Consider the following 18,642-nt stretch of genomic DNA (forward strand, 5'->3'; position numbering starts at 1 on the left):
CAATTACATACTATTTTTTCTTGTTGTTCCTAATAATCTTTCATAGGCTTGTTGGAATTTTTGAACATCGCCGGCGCCCATGAAAATTACGACAGCATCATGGTAATCTAATAATGGTGATACATTATCTTCAGAAATAACTTGTCCACCTTTAGTAATTTTTTCACCTAAATCTTCAATTTTTACATCACCTTGAACTTCACGGGCAGACCCGAAAATATCACATAGATAAACATGATCTGCTAGGTCAAGGGCTTCCCCAAACTCATCTAATAAAGCAACTGTACGCGTAAAGGTATGTGGTTGGAAGACACCAATCACTTTTTTATCTGGGTACTTTTGACGAGCACCATCGATTGTAGCACGAATCTCTGCCGGATGGTGGGCATAATCATCAACAATAATCATATCATCAACTTTTTTCTCACTAAAACGACGTTTAACACCACCAAACGTCGCCATTTCTGTTGCGACTTTTATTAAGTCAATGTTTTCTAAGTGAGAAATAGCAATCACACCTAAAGCGTTATAAACATTGTGCATACCAAAGGCTGGTAATTCAAAATGTCCAATCACTTCATCTTTATAAGTTACATCAAATTCTGATCCTGTTGTCGTACGTTCAATATTAATCGCACGGAAATCATCATTTTCATTCGTTCCATAGTAATAAATTGGCGCTTTTGTTTCTAACTTTCTTAATTGTTCATCATCCCCAAAGACAACTAAGCCCTTTGAAACTTGAGATGAGAAAGTTTGGAAAGCATCTAAAACATCATCTAGACTCTTATAGTAATCCGGATGATCAAAATCAATATTGGTAATAATCGCATAATCTGGAGAATAAGCTAAGAAATGACGACGATATTCACAAGCCTCAAAAGCAAAATAATCAGCATTAGCTACGCCATGTCCTGTACCGTCTCCAATTAAATAACTAGTTGGAACAATACCACTCATGATATGGGCCAATAAACCTGTTGTACTTGTCTTACCGTGTGCGCCTGTTACAGCAATACTTGTAAAGTTTTTGATAAATTCACCAATAAAGCGATGATATCTCACAACACGTAAGCCTTTTTTTAAAGCTTCTTGAATCTCACGGTGATTATCTTCGTAGGCATTGCCTGCAATAACAATCATGCCCTCTTTGATATTAGCTTCATCAAAAGGATAGATTGGCACACCTGCTTTTTCTAACTCTCTTTGAGTGAAACAATATTTTTCAATATCGGATCCTTGTACACGATAACCTTTTTCATGCAAAATTAAAGCTAGGGCGCTCATCCCTGCTCCTTTTATTCCTACAAAATGGTAGATTGGTGCCACTTTTTTATCCATAAAAATCCTCTTTTCTGATTTTTAAAATCTCCGTTAAGTTTATATTAACAGCCTAACAAATTTATATCGTTTTATATTATCTTACATTGTCACAAAAAATTCAATCAAAAACCCTTAGTTACTTAAAAAAAGTAAGTGATTAATTTTTAATCAAAATATTTATTGGTAATCGTCGGATTGTCCTCATCTATTAACCAATTCAATGATTTTTCTAATCTTGGCGTGGCTTTTTTTTGTATCTCACCGACTTCTTCACTCACTACTTTTTCAGGTTCAGACATGTTTGCTAACTCATCCTCCTTAGCTAGCAAGGTAACGTCAGCTTCTTTTTTCTTAAAGCGTGTCAATAACTCGTCTTTATCTTTAAGAGCTTCAGCTTCAATTTGCTCTTTTTCTTGTAACTTAGCTACCTGTGATTCTGGGATTTTTTTCGCGATAAATCCTCTATTTTTCAAACCACGAGTTGGAATTACTTCATCATATTTATCTGCCACTGTTCTTTTAGGTACCTCACCTACTAAAGTCTCACTAACATTGGCTTGATTTCGACGTTGACGTTTCTTTTCAAAGCTTGATTGATAATCATTATAAAATTTAGGTTTTCTAATCTCTTTGACTGGCTCGTTGACTTTCGGAGCTTTTAAATAGGTCCCTTTTTCGTCATAGTCAGAGCTTATCGCGTCACTTTTTTCTGTTTTAATTATTTTATTAGTGTCATGGGACTCCGCAAAATTTGATGTTTGTACCGGTTCTTCACTAGTGTTTACCGGGAAATCATTTTCTAAAAAAGAACGCATATCGCTTTCCTTTATTTTAACTTTTTCGTTATCATCAAACAGAGGGAATCTAAAATACTTACGTTTGTTTGAAAACTCCGTCATTAGTCACCCATCCTTAAATTATATCTAACAATCAGTGTATCATATTTTTATACGAGACAAAACACTTCATGATTATTTTAATTAAATAATTAAAATGATGGCGACTTTCAGTTCCTTAAGTTATGATATATAAGGAAATATTGAAGGAGGGTTACTATGTACAAAGCAATTGTTAGTGATATTGACGAAACATTAATTACAGAAGATGGGATTATCTCCCCTGCTAATCTAGCAGCAATAAATAAAGCACAAGATTTAGGAATTCATTTTATTCCTGCAACTGGTCGTAGCTTTAATGATTTTCAACACATTCTAAAAGCAACAGACATTCATAATAAAAAAGAGACCTATTCTATTTCATATAATGGTGGTGTAACAACTGAAAATTTTGAAAATACCATCTTAGATCAAACTAACTTAACATTTGAGCAAGCTTTACAAATTTTCAATCTAGGTGTAGCTGAAGATGTTTTGATTCATGTCTTTACACTGACTGATATTTTCACTTATCGCATGAATGATAATGAAAAAGGCTTCCTAGACGATCATGTTGTAATTAACGTTATGGAGACACCGTCAATTGAACATTTACGTGATGACGCCATTTTAAAAATAAATTTTCAACATGCTGATATGACTTGTTTACAAGCGATTGAAGACTCACTCCCAATCGAGCTGAAAAACAGCTTAGATATCAATTATTCTTCTCATCGTTATATTGAATTTAATCCACATGGCATCAACAAAGGAAATGCTCTAGCTAAACTTTTAAAACGTCTGGCTATTCAGCCAGAAGAAGTGCTGGCCATTGGAGATAATATGAATGACCGGACAATGGTCGCCTTAGCAGGGACTGGTGTGGCAGTTGCCAATGCTGTTCCAGAACTTAAAGAACAGGCTAATTATATTTGTAAAAATGATCATAATAACAGTGCTGTATCAGAGGCAATTAACAAATTCATCCTAAATAAATAAAAAAACGTAGCTAAGTTAGCTACGTTTTTTTATTTAACTTTTTTATCTAGAACAACTCGTTGACCACCATCATCCAACATCACTTCACCGACTAATTCATAACCTACTTTCGTTAAGATATGTTGCATTCCTTTATTGTCAGCATGAGTATCAACTCGAATCACTTGCCGATTAGCTAATTTTGTGACCCTCTCAGCCCAAGCTAAAAGCTCATAAGACACGCCTTTGGTAGGATGCTCCCTATTGATCGCCAAACGATGGATCACAGTGTAAGGCTCATCATATCGCCATGCACCTGCTTTTAAACCTCCATAACAGGTTTCTTCCAACAAACTAACCACAATCGTCCCTACAATCATTCCCTCTTCTTTTTTTACATAACACTGTTTTGCAGTGATGTCCTGTTCAAGAACTGTAAACTCCGGGTAACTCCCTTGCCACTGATCAATCCCTAATGCTTTAAAGTAAGCCGTTCCTTGATTAAAAATTCTCATTAATTCTGGAATATCTGCCTGACTTGCTAATGTTATCATCTGCTCACCTCACTCTTTTTATTAGTTATCATAATAAAAAACAAGGCTAAAAGCTAGTCCTTTATCATAAGTTAACTACGCACTAAGATATTTATTACTCACATCCCCACCATAATATTTTTGATTTTGAACTGATCACTTTAATAACTTTTATTTTTTAAAACAAGACAAGTAATTACTGTCCAATTTATGCAAAAGAATTAAAATCAGAGCAGTCTCAAGGCTTAGAAGATAAATAGCAGCATTATTTTAATATAAACAAATCCATTATATATAATAAAAATCGGCTTTGTTTATATAAATCGTTTGCTATCACGTCCCTTTGCTTTCTTTTCTGTTGATAAATCAGTTAAAACTAATAGTTTTGCTGTCATATCACAGCTCCCTATTTAAAGGTTTTCATTCCTTACTAGGATACACTGCTTGTTAATTATCGTGACTCCTTTGACTTAATAAATGACAATTGTCATATTACCTCATGACATCAAGTACTTATCTAATCGCTACTCATTCTTTATAGTAGTAGAAAAGGAGGTATTACTAATGGAACAACCTATTCTAAACGTCAACACTATTAGCAAATCGTATAAGCACAATTTAATTCTAAATAATATTTCATTTGAGTTGTATAAAGGTGAAATAGTCGCACTTTTAGGTGAAAATGGTGCTGGTAAGTCAACTTTAATCTCAATTATCACGCACCTGATAAGTAGTGATAATGGACAGGTTAAATTGTTTGGTAAAAATGCGTTTGAAAAATCCGATCGAGAAACTATTGGTGTCATGCTTCAACACTCTTTTTCATTATCAAAAGTTACCGTCAAAGAAAGTCTCATGCTAGCAAGAACCTACTATTCTAATCCTCTTTCTTATGAAGAACTGATAATTCTAGCTGATTTAAAAGAGAAAGAAGATACTTTCATTACAACATTATCTGGTGGGCAAAACCGACGCCTCTCTTTTGCTATTACAATGGCAGGAAATCCCGAACTCATATTCTTAGACGAACCTACTGCCGGTATGGACAGTCATGCACGTTATCATTTTTGGAAAAAAATATCTTATTATCAAAAACAAGGAAAAACCTTTTTAATTACAAGTCATTATCTAGAGGAGTTGGAGGCTATTGCCTCGCGCCTTTTAATTTTAAAAGATAAAAATCTGACTTTTAATGGTAGTATTGAACAACTTAGAAAACATGCCGGACAAACTGAAATAAGTTTCAATAGCGAGCTTCCTTTTACTTCTTTTAAAACATTTTCAACAATTGTCAGCCACTCTGTAACCGGAACACGGTATCACTTTCTTACAAATGATACGAATGGTTTTATTAAAGAGCTTGTCCCCCATCTTACAGATGTACATAATCTATCAATCAAGCCACATTCACTTGAAACACTTTTTAACCAACTAAACAAAGGAGATAATTAATATGACACGTTTCGGCTATCAGCTCCAGCTCACTTTTAAACGATTGATTTTACGCAATTTGAAATTTTTCTTTTTCAATTTAATTTTACCGTTAATCTTTTATCTTTTATTTACAAAAATAATGACTATAGACATGCCAAAAGAAGCTCTAGTAGTGTGGAAAGAAAATTATCTTATCAGTATGATGCTCTATAGTATGCTTTTAAGTGCAGTAATTAGCATCTCCAATACTTTGCACGATGATAATACACAACATTTCACACTCTTTATTGAACTAACCCCTGCTCCCAAAATATACTATTATTTTTCAACGCTTCTTGTTTTTATTTGCATGTCTAGTCTATCAACCTTAGGCTTAGGACTATTTGGAATCCTTGTTAACCATGTCAGTTTTTCTTTGTTATCTTGGGCATTTCTAATTTTTATTTTACCTATTATTGCTTCTCCCATGATGTTAATTGGAATCATGATTTCTTTTAGTGGCTCTAGTAATGTGATAAACTTACTAAGTAATCTAATCGTCTTTCCTACAGCAATTTTAAGTGGTCTGTGATTTCCTTTAGAAATTTTGCCTCAGTGGGTTCAGAAAATCGGCAGTAAGCTATTCCCTTATCACTTAGCTAGTTTAAGTCGATCAATTTGTCACAGTACAACACCATTCAGTCGAAGTAGTCTCATTTACATTGTAATCTGGACGTTTTTTTTAGGAGCATTAACTTGGATATTTAATTTCTTACATAACAAAAAGGAGCCTTATCGTCTATGACGTCATTTTTAAAACGCCATATCTTATTCCCTGAAAAATTTGGATTGACACCCTATTTTTGGTTACTATTTATGGTGCCGATTATTCTTTCTTTATTCCCTATTAGTACAACTTATGATTATTTTTTATTAGCGTTAATCCTTTTATTTTTAAAAGCGTACCGTGATGCCTATACCATTACAGCACTTTTTCCTCTAAATATTTTGACTCAACTACTTATTGCGATAGTCTTAGGCATTACTAAACAAAATGGATACTTATTTATTTTTACAGCTTGGGAAATTGGTTCCATTCCTTTAGCTAAAAATACCTACAACAAGTATCTCATTGGCTATTATTTGGCCTGCTCGATTAGTTTTATTGGGAGCACACTGCTTCAGAATTTCTCTTCAATTACAGAATGGGCAGAACTTATATTACCTCTAGCCTTTGCTATTGGCTCACCACTAGCAGCTCGTTCTATGTGGAGTTCTTTCCGAAAAAGTGAGCAACTCCGCCGAAATAACCAACGTTTGGAAGCTATTATCAAACAAAGTGAACGTGACCGTATTGCACGTGATTTACATGATACTGTCGGTCAAACCTTTTCTATTATTACACTTAAAACAGAGCTGGCTCAAAAATTACTAAAAAAAGAGCCAATACTTGCTGAAAAAGAACTTTCTGAAATCGCTCAGCTATCAAGGTCTAGCTTAAATTCAGTCAGATCTATCGTAAATAACTTACATGAAAAGAATCTCGCTCAAACCATGATAGAAGAAGAAAATAATTTAAAACTAGCAAACATTACTGTTCAAAGTACAAATGAAACGCTTTCTAACTCTTGGCCAATCAATATCCAACATATTTTTTCATCTGTAATAACTGAATCTGTTACCAATATGATAAGACACAGCCATGCTCAACTTGCTACTTTTACTTTTAAAGAAAGTTCAACTACGTATTTTTTAGAGATAAAAGATAATGGTATTGGTATTCAAACCATACGTTCAGGCGCATTTGGTCTAACGAGTATGGAACAACGAATGATAGAAGCTGGTGGAAGCCTTAGCATAAGTACTTCTGCGGGAACTATTCTAACATTTACACTACCCAAGGAGGTCACATTATGACAACACTCTATATTGCCGAAGACCAAGAGATGTTAAAAACTGCACTGGTTACCATTCTCAATCTAGAAGATGACTTTACAGTAATTGGCTCCTCTACTAATGGGAAAACAGCCTTATCAGATATTCGAAAATTACAGCCTGATGTCGCGATTTTAGACATCGAAATGCCAAAACTAACGGGGTTAGAAGTAGCCGCACAATTAAAAGAAGCCTTACCCGCAACCAAGTGTGTCATTCTAACCACATTTTCCTTAGAAAATTACTTTCAACAAGCCGTTACAGCTGATGTTAGCGCTTATCTTTTAAAAGATAGTCCTAGTGATTTTTTAATTCAAACTATCCGCTCTGTTCTAAATGGCGCGACTATTTACTCCCCCGAACTTGTAAAAAATGTATTACGGGCAGAAAAAAACCCTCTAAGTAAAAGGGAGCTCGAGATTCTAGCTCATATTCAACACGGCTTATCTACACAAGAAATTGCCAAAACTGTGTTCCTATCAGAAGGAACTGTTCGTAATTATATCTCTGCTATCCTAAGCAAAACCGGTACGCGTTCACGTATCGAAGCGATTAATGTGGCAACACAACATCACTGGCTATAAAAAAACAATCAGAACACTCTGATTGTTTTTTTACTTAAATTCGCTCCCCAGTCTTTTCTGTAAAGACTTCTTTCCCACAAAAATCAGGTAATAATAACTCTGGAGATATTTTTTTAATACCCAACATACAGTTTATCTTTAAACTATTTAAAAAAAGCTCCCAACTACATTCACTTTTATTGAATGTAGCTGGGAGCTTTTTCATTATTAGGACACTCACACCTGTGACATCACAGATAGCCGTGATTTATTTTTCTAACCAGTTGGTTACAGCTTCTAAAGCCTCTTTAATACCTGCGGGATTTTTACCACCAGCTTGAGCCATATCAGGACGTCCACCACCGCCACCACCTACAAGTGGTGCGATTGCTTTGATTAAATCACCTGCTTTAAAGCCTTTTTCATTAGCTGATTTCGACATTGCTACTAATAAGTTAGCTTTTTCGCCTTGCGCTGTTCCTAAAACTAAAACATCTGATAATTCTTTTTGTTTCCATTGATCAGCTAATTGACGTAATTGATTCATATCTTTCACTGTCACTTTAGCTGTGATATAAGTTAAGCCTTTTGCTTCTTTGACTTCTTTGAAAACATCACCTGCTTGTTGGCTTGCTAATTTCGTACTTAAGCTATCATTTTCTTTTTGTAACTCTTTTAATTGTTTTTGTAATTGCTCTACTTTATTTGGCACTTCTTTTAATTGAGGCGCTTTAACTAAACCGGCAATTTGTTTTAAGAAGCCTTCTTCTTCGCACAACACATCGTAAGCTTCTTTACTTGTAACAGCTTCAATACGACGAACTCCGGCCCCAATACCTGATTCAGATAAAATCTTGAATACCCCAATATCAGAAGTATTTGTGACATGAGTTCCTCCACACAATTCAATTGAGTAGCCTCCGATATTGACAACACGGACTTCTTTACCGTATTTCTCACCGAATAATGCCATAGCCCCCATCTCTTTAGCTGTTTCAACATCAGTTTCCACTGTTTCAACGACTAAGGCTTCCCAAATTTTTTCGTTGACAATTTGTTCCATTTGCGCTAATTCTTCAGCTGTTACTTGACCAAAGTGAGTAAAGTCAAAACGTAAATGTTCTGGTGTCACAAGTGAGCCTGCTTGGTTAGCATGATCCCCTAACACATCTTTCAGAGCACGGTGTAACAAGTGAGTCGCTGTATGATTTTTAAGAACTTTTATGCGACGGTTACGGTCGACTTTTAAAACATATTTTTGCCCTTTTTTAAGTTCAGCTGTTACTGATACTTTATGCAGAGCCTGACCATTTGGTGCTTTTTGAACGTCGGAAACAGTTGCTACAACTTCGCCAGTTTCTGTTGTAAGCACACCCATATCATAAGTTTGTCCACCCATTTCTGCGTAGAATGGTGTTTCATTAAAAATTAATTGAGCCTCACCTGTTGAAACTGAGTCAACTAACGTTTCATTTTCAATGATTACTGACAAGGTGCCAGTCGCTTCTGTCTGATCATATCCGACAAACACACTGTCTTCTTTAATAGCTGTTAATAGAGCAGATTGAACGTTCATTGATTGATCAGTGTTACGAGCTGAACGGGCACGTTCACGTTGGGCTTCCATCTCTTGTTCAAACCCAGCATGATCGACAGTTAGACCCGCTTCTTCAGCAATTTCTTCGGTTAATTCAACCGGAAAACCAAAGGTGTCGTAAAGTTTGAAGATGTCTTTACCAGCTAATTTTGATTGATTATCAGCTTTTAATTTTTCAATTAAGTCAGTTAAAATTTGTAACCCATCATTAATCGTTTCATGGAAACGTTCTTCTTCGGTTTTGATAACTTTTTGAATGAAATCCATTTTTTCTGTAACTTCTGGGTAGTATGATGACATAATATCTGCCACAACAGGCACCAATTGATACATAAATGGTTTATGAATACCTAGTTTTTTACCATGCATCACAGAGCGACGTAATAAACGACGTAACACATAGCCACGGCCTTCATTTGATGGTAAAGCCCCATCACCAATAGCAAAGGCTACCGCACGCGTGTGGTCAGCGATTACTTTAAATGATGTGTCTACGGCAGCATCTTTGCCGTAAATTTGGCCATCACTTAATTTAGCTGTCGCTTCAATAATTGGAACAAATAAATCTGTTTCAAAGTTAGTTGGTGCATCTTGAATAATTGAAAGCATACGTTCAAGACCCATACCCGTATCAATATTTTTATTAGGTAGCGGTTCATAGGTATCTTCTAATGTATGGTTAAATTCTGAAAATACTAAATTCCAAATTTCTAAGTAACGTTCATTTTCGCCACCAGGATAGTTTTCAGGATCATCCTCGGCAACATCATTAAATTCTTCTCCACGATCAAAGAAAATTTCTGAGTTAGGACCACATGGGCCCGCCCCAATATCCCAAAAGTTATCTTTCACATCAACGACGCGATCTGATGATAAGCCTACTTCTTCTTCCCAAATACGACGTGCTTCTTTATCTTCTGGATAAACTGTTACATATAATTTATCAACATCAAAGCCAATCCAATTTTTATCAGTTAAAAATTCCCACGCCCAATGAATCGCTTCTTTCTTTTGATAATCCCCAATCGAAAAGTTTCCTAACATTTCAAACATGGTATGGTGGCGTGCTGTCCGTCCTACATTTTCAATATCATTTGTACGAATACTCTTTTGAGCATTAACAATTCTTGGATTTTCCGGAACAACTGACCCATCAAAATATTTTTTTAATGTAGCTACACCTGAATTAATCCATAATAAAGTCGGATCATTTACTGGCACTAGTGAGGCACTTGGCTCTACTGTATGTCCTTTTGTTTTGAAGAAGTCTAAATACATTTGGCGAACTTGACTACTTGATAATTTTTTCATTGTTTTCTTCCTTCCTTTTATAAAAAAACATTTTAAATAACAAAAAAACACCATGCAAAACAAGGACGACAACTCGCGGTACCACCTTGTTTGCAATGATGTTTAACTTTCATTACCTCTTAAGCCCGATAACGCTGGGGTGCGTGACAATTTCTTGCCAATTCTATCAAAGGGAGCACTTTGAAACTGTTTAGACTTTTCTCTCAGCATCTGAAAAGTTCTCTGACTAAACAAGGAAACAAAACATATCCTTTTTCATTAAAATTATAATCAATCTAGCTTTAAAAGTCAATTTTTTATTACAAACCGCCTTAATATAAAGCAACTAGTAACTTAGTAGCCACCCTTTGAGAAAACCTATTAACATAAATAATAAGAATAACCCTAACATAATTAATAAAGTAATCCCTAGTAACCTTCTTAGTGACATTTCAAACACTCACTTTCCTTCTACATTTCACATAATAATAATTGCTTTGCGGTAGTCATATAAACAAGGGTTAAGTCCTGCAAGCTCTTTTTCTAGCACTAACTTTTGATAAGTAGGCCACTCGCTAAAGGCCAATGATAGTTTATTAGTTGAACCTAGATAAATTTTTAATTTACGACAGTAATCTTGATCAGTTAGCTCGAACTTCGGGAAATGACTGTTAAGTTGTAATTCAAATGGTGCCTTCTCACTTACTTCGCTAACTAACCCGGTCGATTCCCTTTGCTTGACTGTTTCTAGGAAGTGACTACCTAAAACGGCTTCCCAAGCATCTTCTGAAAGCAACTGATACCCTTGACGATACAATCTCAATAACAGCTCACCATAAGTTTCTACTTCCACAGAATAAATATCATACACTTCCGGATTTAGAACTTGTTGTTCCAAGTAAAATAGCTTTGGCTTTAAATAATGGGTGGGAAACTCCCATATGAGACTCGTTAAAAAATCTAGATCAGGCTGTAGCACTTCTTTAATCTCACCTTTAAATAAATCAAAAAAAGCTTGATCTCCTTGGTATTCCCCTCTCACCAGATGATAGTGACCTTTTAGTTTCACTCCAGCTGGTTGGCTTTTTTGTGCCACAAACATTGGGGACGTTGATCCTAAACGTTGGGGACTGTGGCTAAACAGCTCACCTTCTAAACAGTGCCAGGCCTTCGGCAAGGTGGTTATTTCTAGTGAGCTGCTTTCTAAAGAGCTTCCAAGCTCCCAATCTGTGATACTTGGAATAAATATAAACTCATCGCCATCTAAAGTAATCGCAATGGTTCGGCACTCTTGATTCTTTAAAATCAATGTTTCCACTCTCACATTAGACCATTTTATTTTAGAATTAATGCAAGCTAAAAGAACATCATCAACTAAATTTAGCTTCTGGTCATCTGATAGTTCTTGCCAGATTGGTAACGTTAAATAATCTGCATACTTCACTGTCAATCCACTTCTTTCAGCATTTTAACTTGAGTATCGCCTTAATCCATATATTTCGCCAAAAATTCAGACACTTTAGCTTTGTATTTTACTGTTTCTTTGGTAAAGGCCTCAGCATGACCTGCTCCTTTAACCAGATATAGTTCTTTTGGCCCTTTTGTTGCTTCATATAAAGGATAAACCATTTCCGTTGGAACAAAGTCATCCTTATCACCATGAATAAATAGAATTGGTAAGTTATTATGTGCTAATTGTTTGACTGCACTAGCTTCTTTAAAATTATAACCAGCACGCATCTCAGAATAAATTGAAGTTAGGGGAATCAATGGAAATGATGACAGATTAAACATCTCGTTCAATTGATATTTTAATTCGTTTTCGACTGTATCATAACCACAATCTTCAATAATTAACTTAACATTATCAGGCAGTTGTTCTCCTGCTGCCATTAAAACGGTTGATGCTCCCATACTGACACCAAATAACACAATCTCAACCTTCTGATTATAAGCTTTGACCATTTGCTGAATCCAATTGACATAATCTAAGCGATCAGGCCACCCAAAACCGATATACTCGCCTTCACTTGTCCCATGGGCTCTCGCATCAGGAATCAGTAAATCAAAGCCTTCTTCATAAAACATTTTTCCAAAATCCTGCATATGTTTACCGTCACTGGTATAACCATGAGCTAAAATTGCAAGTTTTGGTGTGCCTTTTTGTTTTTGCTTAAATTGAACACCATTTAAGGTCAAACCATCTTCAGTTTTTTGACGCACGGCCACTGGCTTTTCTTTGGCAAACTCCCAGGTTTCATAAGCAGCGCCATCAGCTCCACTGGCGTCTGAGGAACTAATGAAATCCTTATCCCCACGAACAATTGCATAGTTAAATAAATAATTAACTCCCCAAGCAACACCCCCTGTGGCTAAAACTAAAACAATGATTAAACTAATGATTACTTTTATTTTCATACTTTTTCCCCATTTCTTTCTCATTTCATTTAAACTAAGGTTAGTATTATTTTGACTTCATTATTATAAAGGAGATTTTGATAATTGCAAACATTTTTGTCTAATAAACCCTTCGTAAGAGCTTATTCTTACCATTTACGTATGATAGTTTTTGTACAAGAACAACACATTAGTCCTGAACTAGAATTTGATGAGTTAGATACTGATCACAGATACTATCTTATCACAATAAATGAAGGAAAACCGGTGGGGACTGCTCGCTATCAGTTTAAGGAACAAGGTGTCCTACAACCAGATCGTTTATGTGTCCACCCCGACTATCGCGGGCAAGGAATTGGTCGTAACTTACTTAATGAATTAGAAAAACAAGCCCTGAAGGATGGTTGTCATCACTCGTTATTGAGCGCTGAAGTGACGGCGATTCCTTTCTATGTAAAATCAGGTTATCACCAAGTATCCGACACTTATTTAGAAGATGGTCTTCCCTGTGTGCAGATGAAAAAAAAGTTACGGGCTTAGTAGCCCGTAACTTTTCTAGTTTAACGTTTTGTTTTTTTTGATTTTTTCATTGCTCTAGCTTGTGCTCGGCGTTCAATCTTACGTGTTTGACGCTCTTTATCAGCAATTACCCAGCCAATTTTTTTCTTGTAAGCTGGTTTAATTTTTTTCTTTTTCTTCTTAACTAAACCAATCATCTCGATATCTAAATCTTTACGAGACTTATCACGTTTGGTACGACGATTACGGTCATAACCATCAATAATTTCTTTACCTTTAATTTCCTTAGGTACAAACGTAATTCCTAATTTTTCAATCTCATTAATAGCATTTTCATCATTTGGTTCGTATAAAGTAATCGCTGTCCCTTTCATACCATTACGTCCCGTACGACCAACACGGTGAATAAAGAAATCTAATTCATTCGGAACCTCCGCGTTAATAACATGAGAAACCCCTTCAATATCAATCCCACGGGCGGCTAAATCAGTCGCCACAACATATTGGAACTCTAAGTTTTGAACTTGCTTCATCACGCGTTTACGTTCACGAGGTAAAATATCACCATGAATTTTAGCTACTTTTAAGCCTTGAGCTTTTAAATAATTAGCAATTTCATCAACTCGTTGTTTTGTATTGGCAAACACAATCGCCAAATATGGTTGACCCGTTGTTAATAATTGATGAATAACTTGATTATTATTTTTACCTTTAGTTGAAATTAACCAATTATCAATAGAATCAGAAATAATTGATTTTGGTTTGATATGTTCAATCACTGGATTTTCCATATATTTTTTCAAAAATGGTTTTAAATTTTCTGGAATCGTTGCTGAGAAAACTAGCATTTGTAAACGACTTGGTAAACTGCTAGCAATCTTATCAACATCTTCTAAGAAACCTAAATCTAAGGTCATATCCGCTTCATCAACAACAAAAGCTGTCGCTGTATGTGTCCCTAAAGCTTTTTCATTCATTAAATCTAAGATACGTCCTGGTGTCCCAATTGCGACGTGAGGTTGTTGATTTTGTAATTTAGCAATTTGACGTTTTTTGTCAGTTCCGCCAACAAAGGCTGAGACCCGAACAGCATCATTTGAAAATGATGCTAGTTGTTCTGCTGCTTTAAATATTTGATTTGCTAACTCACGACTTGGAGCTGTGATTAAAACTTGTACTTCATCTTTCGTTGGATCAATTTTATTCATTAATGGTAGTAAAAACGTATGTGTTTTACCTGAACCAGTTTGTGATTGTCCGACAACACTTTTTCCTTTATTAATAACTGGAATTAGTTTTTCTTGAACTTCTGTTGGTGTTTTAAATCCTTTATCTTCTAATGCTGCTTCCAAGAAAGGTTTTAAATTGAATTGTTTAAATGTCGCCAACATCGTCACCTCTTCCTTTTTCTTTAATTTATTCCCTGTTGCATTATAGCATAATTTCCTAGGTATATCTAAATTTAATTGACTAAAAAGATTAATAATGGGATAACAAATAAGTAAACGATAAATGTATACGCTTGAGTCGTTGTTGTAAACTCAACATCGGCTTTATATTGTTCCGCAATAATTGGCATAGAATTCTGAGCAGGCATAGCTGCTTGAATGATAAAAACTTTTAACATCATATCTGGTACTTTAATAATATAAGATAATAAAATAACGATAAGTGGTGAAATAACATAGCGACCTAGAAGAATCCCCATAGTATCTTTGGTCATTCTTAAATTTTTAATCCCAGTCTGATATAAAATCATCCCAATCACAAACATTGATAACGGTGTGGTTAACCCACTTAAATGAGTGGCATATTTCGTTAGCACTGCAAACTCAGGTAGCTCAAGAAGCATCCAGATTAAACCGATGATAAAGCCTAGCATGGCTGGTGACATTAATAATTTAAATACGCCAATAGGCGTCATTTTCACTTTTTCGATTGTTGGATCTTGACTATCACTAGAAATCAGATAGATACCCATCGTCCAAAAAAAAGTCGTGTTACAAATATAGTATAACAACACGTATGGGACAGATACTTCTCCAAAAATAGCTAAGTTAATTGGTAAGCCCATAAAAATAGTATTCGAAGCAGTAAACATCGTTTGAAAAACCCCACGTCTATTCATCGGAACTCGCGTTATTTTAGCATAAATGATACTTACTATAAATGTTACAATAATCGAAACGGCCGGCAGTAACATCCCTTGAAATAGACTTAAAAACTCTTCTCGATTAAATTTTTCAGTCATGTTTAAAAACATATTAAAAGGGAGCGCTACTGTTAACACTAATTTTGAAAAAAGGCCGATGGTTTTTTCATCAAACATCTGATGATGAGATAACCAATATCCTGTAAAAACCAAGCCAAAAACAACTAAAATATTCAAATATGACTCTAACACTTTAAAATTGCCTCCTTCTGTTGCTTAAAACAAATACAAGATGTCAAAAAACATTAAAGATATCTTTTCAGGATATCTTTAATGTTTTTATCAAGCCGCTATTAAGTTAACACTGTTTTGACATAATCCGACAATACTTGATAAATACGAACCAAATCATCTGGTGTTCCTCTTAATTCATACTCAGCTAAAAAGGGGACTGAAAATTTTTCAGCATATTGTTTGCCCGTTAAGCAATATTGCCAATTAAAATTCTTATTGCCATTCCCAATAATACCAATACAATGTGTCGCGTTATTTTCATGCTCAATATACTCACCCAATGCATTGGTCATGATTTCATTCGTACCACTGTCTAGGCCATTGCCACCATCTAAATAAGTTGGCACAATTGCTACAAAAGGATCATTTTCTGACTCAAATAGGCTATTCTCACTAATTTCTTTCACCTCAATAGCTAGTTGCGTCTTGTCTAAAGCTACCTGTTCTTGACTATATTCAGCTAGTCTTTGACAAAATGAACGCGTATTACCTGAAATAGTAATATATAAAATCGATAATTTCATCTCACTATTCCCTCCTTTTCCTTTGAACGATTTACTCCTCAGCTGTCAATTGTTCATTGACATAGACTAGAGGCACTCGTTCTGATAACATGCATGGTATTTCATAGTTGATAGTCCCTATATACTCAGCACCTACTTGAAAATCATTTGCTTGGTCATCTTGATTTCCAAAAATAATTACTTTTTCTCCTAGAGGAACTGGCCCATTTAAACGAACCATACATTGATCCATACAAACCCGACCAACAATTGGGACTAGTTTATCACCAACTAACACAGTAAACCCTTGGAAATCACGAGTTAAACCATCGGCATAACCAATTGGTAAGGTAGCAATCCACTCTTCTTGTGTTGTTGTATAAGTAGCACCATAACTGATGCTTTCATTCGCTGGTAATTGTTTGATATGTACAACCTCTGTTTCTAAGGTCATCGCTTGTTTCAAATCAAAAGGAGCTGCTAGTTCTCTTCCTGAAGGATTTAAGCCATACATAGCTGCACCAAAACGAATTAAATTACAGTTATTTTGTTCATGCCATAGTGCCGTTGCTGAATTTGCTGTATGAACATAACGAATATCGTTAGGTAGCAGTGCTAATGCCTGTGCAAAGCGATTATTTTGCTTTTTAAAATAATCAGTATCTTTTGAATCAGCCTTAGCAAAATGAGTAAAAACTCCTTCTAATTCAAATTCAGAATGGTCTGATAAAAAGCGAACCACTTCGCTAATTTCTTCTGCTGTCCTTAGGCCTAAACGTCCCATACCAGTGTCAATTTTCAAATGAATCGTCAACTGCCCAATACGGTCTTCTTGTAGTAACTGGCTAGCATACTGTAACCAACTTAGACTAGCAGCTGTTACCGCAATATTATGCTCGACAGCTACTGTTAAATAGCAAGGTTCCACCACACCTAGGACTAAAATTGGTTCGGTAAAACCTGCCTCTCTAAGCTCTAAAGCCTCGTCTAAAATCGAGACACAAAAGCCTGTTGCTCCAGCTTTTTTGGCAATTTCTGCAACCTTGACTGCTCCGTGTCCATAACCATTGGCCTTCACTACTGCAAATAATTCAGTTCCCTGAGGTAAAAGCTTAATTTCCTCTGCTACATTGTGATAAAGAGCTTGACAATCTACAACTCTTTGAGTTGGTCTTAAAAAACCAGTCGCCATTCTAATTCCCCCTATTAATTCTATCACTACTATACTACCTTTTAACTTTTAAATATGCTAGGACTTTCCTTCACTTTTTTATTATAATGGCTATTAATAAAAAAAATCCCGTCAAACTAATAGTTTGTACAGGATTTTTTTGTTATTTAATTGATTTACTTAAAGCTTCTAGATTTTCCTTCATAACACTAAGGTAATCTGCCCCTTGTTCTTGTTTAGCTTTAGATAACCCTTCTAAAGTGTTTAAATTAAGTAATTCGGCTCCTGTTGCAGAAGCAATCGTTTTGGCTATTTTAGTTGAAGCTAATTCTTCAGTATAAATATAATGAACCTGCTCTTTTTTGACAAAATCTTCTATTTTAGCAAGTTCAGTTGGACTCGGTTCTTGGTCAGGAGATATACCAGAGATAGAAACTTGATGTAAATCGTAACGAGCTGCTAGATAACCAAAAGCGGCATGTTGTGTTACTAAATCACGATTTTTAGCGGCTACTAAGGTTTCGGAAAATGTCCGATCTAATTCTGCCAACTTTGATTGATACTCTTTCGCTTGTTTTTTGTACACGTCGCTATTTTCTTGATCTAATTCAGTAATAGCTTTAGCGATAGTCTGGACTTCTGCTTGAGCTAGGACTGGGTCTAACCAGACATGGGGATCCACACCATGTGAATGAGTATGTGACTCACTTTCTTCACCTGTTTCAGTAACATCTTCCATCAACTTGATTCCTTGACTTGCTTTAATTACTTTGACCTTTGATGTATCAATACTTTTCAAAACAGATGGGACCCACGTTTCCATCTCATCTGAATTATAGACAAAAACATCAGCCTCTTGAATTTTTGCAATATCTTTCGCACTCGGTTCATAGTCGTGTGGTTCCGTCTCCCCCGTAATCAGCATCGAAACATTTCCTTTTTCACCCACTACTTGTTTACTAAAATCATACATTGGGTAAAAGGTTGTCACTACTTGGAGTTTGTCTGAGTCTGCCTCTTTTGATTTATCATTTCCACATGCGCTTAAAGTCATCAATGCTACCATCCCTAAAATAAATACCCCTAATTTATGTTTCAT

General features: G+C 35.4%; 17 protein-coding genes. 6 read left to right on the forward strand and 11 right to left on the reverse strand.

What is annotated here, in order from left to right:
• Positions 1-3: 3 nt before the first annotated feature.
• The gene (murC, locus tag OL234_RS06855; protein WP_275468505.1) at positions 4-1,341 is read right to left on the reverse strand and encodes a UDP-N-acetylmuramate--L-alanine ligase; all 1,338 of its coding nucleotides are present in this window, start codon (positions 1,339-1,341) and stop codon (positions 4-6) included.
• 146 nt (positions 1,342-1,487) lie between these two features.
• On the reverse strand, positions 1,488-2,222 hold the full coding sequence (locus tag OL234_RS06860; protein ID WP_275468506.1) for a hypothetical protein: 735 nt from the start codon (positions 2,220-2,222) through the stop codon (positions 1,488-1,490).
• Between the two features lie 156 nt (positions 2,223-2,378).
• Here OL234_RS06860 and OL234_RS06865 point away from each other — a divergent pair, with 156 nt between their 5' ends.
• The gene (locus OL234_RS06865) at positions 2,379-3,197 is read left to right on the forward strand and encodes a Cof-type HAD-IIB family hydrolase (RefSeq protein ID WP_275468507.1); all 819 of its coding nucleotides are present in this window, start codon (positions 2,379-2,381) and stop codon (positions 3,195-3,197) included.
• A 29-nt stretch (positions 3,198-3,226) separates the two neighbouring features.
• Here the strand turns inward: OL234_RS06865 and OL234_RS06870 are convergent, their stop codons facing one another.
• Entirely contained in the window at positions 3,227-3,730 is a 504-nt protein-coding gene (locus OL234_RS06870; RefSeq protein WP_275468508.1) for a GNAT family N-acetyltransferase, read from the reverse strand.
• Between the two features lie 543 nt (positions 3,731-4,273).
• Here OL234_RS06870 and OL234_RS06875 point away from each other — a divergent pair.
• From OL234_RS06875 to OL234_RS06890, 4 genes are all read left to right on the forward strand, one after another.
• Positions 4,274-5,161: an ABC transporter ATP-binding protein gene (locus tag OL234_RS06875; protein ID WP_275468509.1), complete on the forward strand. Its 888-nt coding sequence runs from the start codon at positions 4,274-4,276 to the stop codon at positions 5,159-5,161.
• A gap of 1 nt (position 5,162) precedes the next feature.
• Positions 5,163-5,714, forward strand: coding sequence for an ABC transporter permease (locus tag OL234_RS06880; RefSeq protein ID WP_275468510.1), 552 nt, complete (start codon positions 5,163-5,165; stop codon positions 5,712-5,714).
• 209 nt (positions 5,715-5,923) lie between these two features.
• The gene (locus tag OL234_RS06885; protein ID WP_275468511.1) at positions 5,924-7,039 is read left to right on the forward strand and encodes a sensor histidine kinase; all 1,116 of its coding nucleotides are present in this window, start codon (positions 5,924-5,926) and stop codon (positions 7,037-7,039) included.
• The gene (locus OL234_RS06890; protein WP_275468512.1) at positions 7,036-7,641 is read left to right on the forward strand and encodes a response regulator transcription factor; all 606 of its coding nucleotides are present in this window, start codon (positions 7,036-7,038) and stop codon (positions 7,639-7,641) included. The genes OL234_RS06885 and OL234_RS06890 overlap by 4 nt, the downstream gene beginning before the upstream one ends.
• Before the next feature lie 247 nt (positions 7,642-7,888).
• Here the strand turns inward: OL234_RS06890 and alaS are convergent, their stop codons facing one another.
• The 3 genes from alaS to OL234_RS06905 form a co-directional block, all read right to left on the reverse strand.
• Positions 7,889-10,528 (reverse strand): alanine--tRNA ligase, encoded by a 2,640-nt coding sequence (alaS, locus tag OL234_RS06895; RefSeq protein ID WP_275468513.1) that lies wholly within the window; start codon positions 10,526-10,528, stop codon positions 7,889-7,891.
• 457 nt (positions 10,529-10,985) lie between these two features.
• Positions 10,986-11,951 carry a DUF7278 family profilin-like fold-containing protein gene (locus OL234_RS06900; RefSeq protein WP_275468514.1) on the reverse strand — a complete coding sequence of 322 codons (966 nt, stop codon included), beginning with the start codon at positions 11,949-11,951 and terminating at the stop codon, positions 10,986-10,988.
• A gap of 41 nt (positions 11,952-11,992) precedes the next feature.
• Positions 11,993-12,925 (reverse strand): alpha/beta hydrolase, encoded by a 933-nt coding sequence (locus tag OL234_RS06905; RefSeq protein WP_275468515.1) that lies wholly within the window; start codon positions 12,923-12,925, stop codon positions 11,993-11,995.
• Between the two features lie 84 nt (positions 12,926-13,009).
• On the opposite strand from OL234_RS06905, the gene OL234_RS06910 reads away from it, so the two are divergent.
• The gene (locus OL234_RS06910) at positions 13,010-13,444 is read left to right on the forward strand and encodes a GNAT family N-acetyltransferase (RefSeq protein ID WP_275468516.1); all 435 of its coding nucleotides are present in this window, start codon (positions 13,010-13,012) and stop codon (positions 13,442-13,444) included.
• A gap of 20 nt (positions 13,445-13,464) precedes the next feature.
• Here OL234_RS06910 and OL234_RS06915 read toward each other — a convergent pair whose 3' ends face one another.
• The 5 genes from OL234_RS06915 to OL234_RS06935 all read right to left on the reverse strand — a co-directional run bounded on the left by OL234_RS06915 (position 13,465) and on the right by OL234_RS06935 (position 18,642).
• The gene (locus OL234_RS06915) at positions 13,465-14,811 is read right to left on the reverse strand and encodes a DEAD/DEAH box helicase (protein ID WP_437184438.1); all 1,347 of its coding nucleotides are present in this window, start codon (positions 14,809-14,811) and stop codon (positions 13,465-13,467) included.
• Positions 14,812-14,885: 74 nt separating this feature from the next.
• Complete coding sequence (locus OL234_RS06920) at positions 14,886-15,827, reverse strand: AEC family transporter (protein ID WP_275468518.1); 942 nt, start codon at positions 15,825-15,827, stop codon at positions 14,886-14,888.
• Positions 15,828-15,928: 101 nt separating this feature from the next.
• The gene (gene nrdI / locus OL234_RS06925) at positions 15,929-16,393 is read right to left on the reverse strand and encodes a class Ib ribonucleoside-diphosphate reductase assembly flavoprotein NrdI (protein WP_275468519.1); all 465 of its coding nucleotides are present in this window, start codon (positions 16,391-16,393) and stop codon (positions 15,929-15,931) included.
• A 31-nt stretch (positions 16,394-16,424) separates the two neighbouring features.
• Positions 16,425-17,564, reverse strand: coding sequence for an alanine racemase (gene alr / locus OL234_RS06930; RefSeq protein ID WP_275470123.1), 1,140 nt, complete (start codon positions 17,562-17,564; stop codon positions 16,425-16,427).
• Positions 17,565-17,706: 142 nt separating this feature from the next.
• A complete protein-coding gene (locus OL234_RS06935) occupies positions 17,707-18,642 on the reverse strand; it encodes a metal ABC transporter substrate-binding protein (protein WP_275468520.1) in 936 nt (311 codons plus the stop codon).

The sequence above is a fragment of the Vagococcus intermedius genome (genome assembly GCF_029144185.1).
In the GTDB taxonomy this organism is placed as follows: domain Bacteria; phylum Bacillota; class Bacilli; order Lactobacillales; family Vagococcaceae; genus Vagococcus_D; species Vagococcus_D intermedius.

What these genes read in the sequence shown, in the direction of transcription:
- murC (WP_275468505.1), bottom strand. Translation starts at nt 1,341, where the DNA reads ATGGATAAAAAAGTGGCACCAATCTACCATTTTGTAGGAATAAAAGGA.
- OL234_RS06860 (WP_275468506.1), bottom strand. Translation starts at nt 2,222, where the DNA reads ATGACGGAGTTTTCAAACAAACGTAAGTATTTTAGATTCCCTCTGTTT.
- OL234_RS06865 (WP_275468507.1), top strand. Translation starts at nt 2,379, where the DNA reads ATGTACAAAGCAATTGTTAGTGATATTGACGAAACATTAATTACAGAA.
- OL234_RS06870 (WP_275468508.1), bottom strand. Translation starts at nt 3,730, where the DNA reads ATGATAACATTAGCAAGTCAGGCAGATATTCCAGAATTAATGAGAATT.
- OL234_RS06875 (WP_275468509.1), top strand. Translation starts at nt 4,274, where the DNA reads ATGGAACAACCTATTCTAAACGTCAACACTATTAGCAAATCGTATAAG.
- OL234_RS06880 (WP_275468510.1), top strand. Translation starts at nt 5,163, where the DNA reads ATGACACGTTTCGGCTATCAGCTCCAGCTCACTTTTAAACGATTGATT.
- OL234_RS06885 (WP_275468511.1), top strand. Translation starts at nt 5,924, where the DNA reads ATGACGTCATTTTTAAAACGCCATATCTTATTCCCTGAAAAATTTGGA.
- OL234_RS06890 (WP_275468512.1), top strand. Translation starts at nt 7,036, where the DNA reads ATGACAACACTCTATATTGCCGAAGACCAAGAGATGTTAAAAACTGCA.
- alaS (WP_275468513.1), bottom strand. Translation starts at nt 10,528, where the DNA reads ATGAAAAAATTATCAAGTAGTCAAGTTCGCCAAATGTATTTAGACTTC.
- OL234_RS06905 (WP_275468515.1), bottom strand. Translation starts at nt 12,925, where the DNA reads ATGAAAATAAAAGTAATCATTAGTTTAATCATTGTTTTAGTTTTAGCC.
- nrdI (WP_275468519.1), bottom strand. Translation starts at nt 16,393, where the DNA reads ATGAAATTATCGATTTTATATATTACTATTTCAGGTAATACGCGTTCA.
- alr (WP_275470123.1), bottom strand. Translation starts at nt 17,564, where the DNA reads ATGGCGACTGGTTTTTTAAGACCAACTCAAAGAGTTGTAGATTGTCAA.
- OL234_RS06935 (WP_275468520.1), bottom strand. Translation starts at nt 18,642, where the DNA reads ATGAAACATAAATTAGGGGTATTTATTTTAGGGATGGTAGCATTGATG.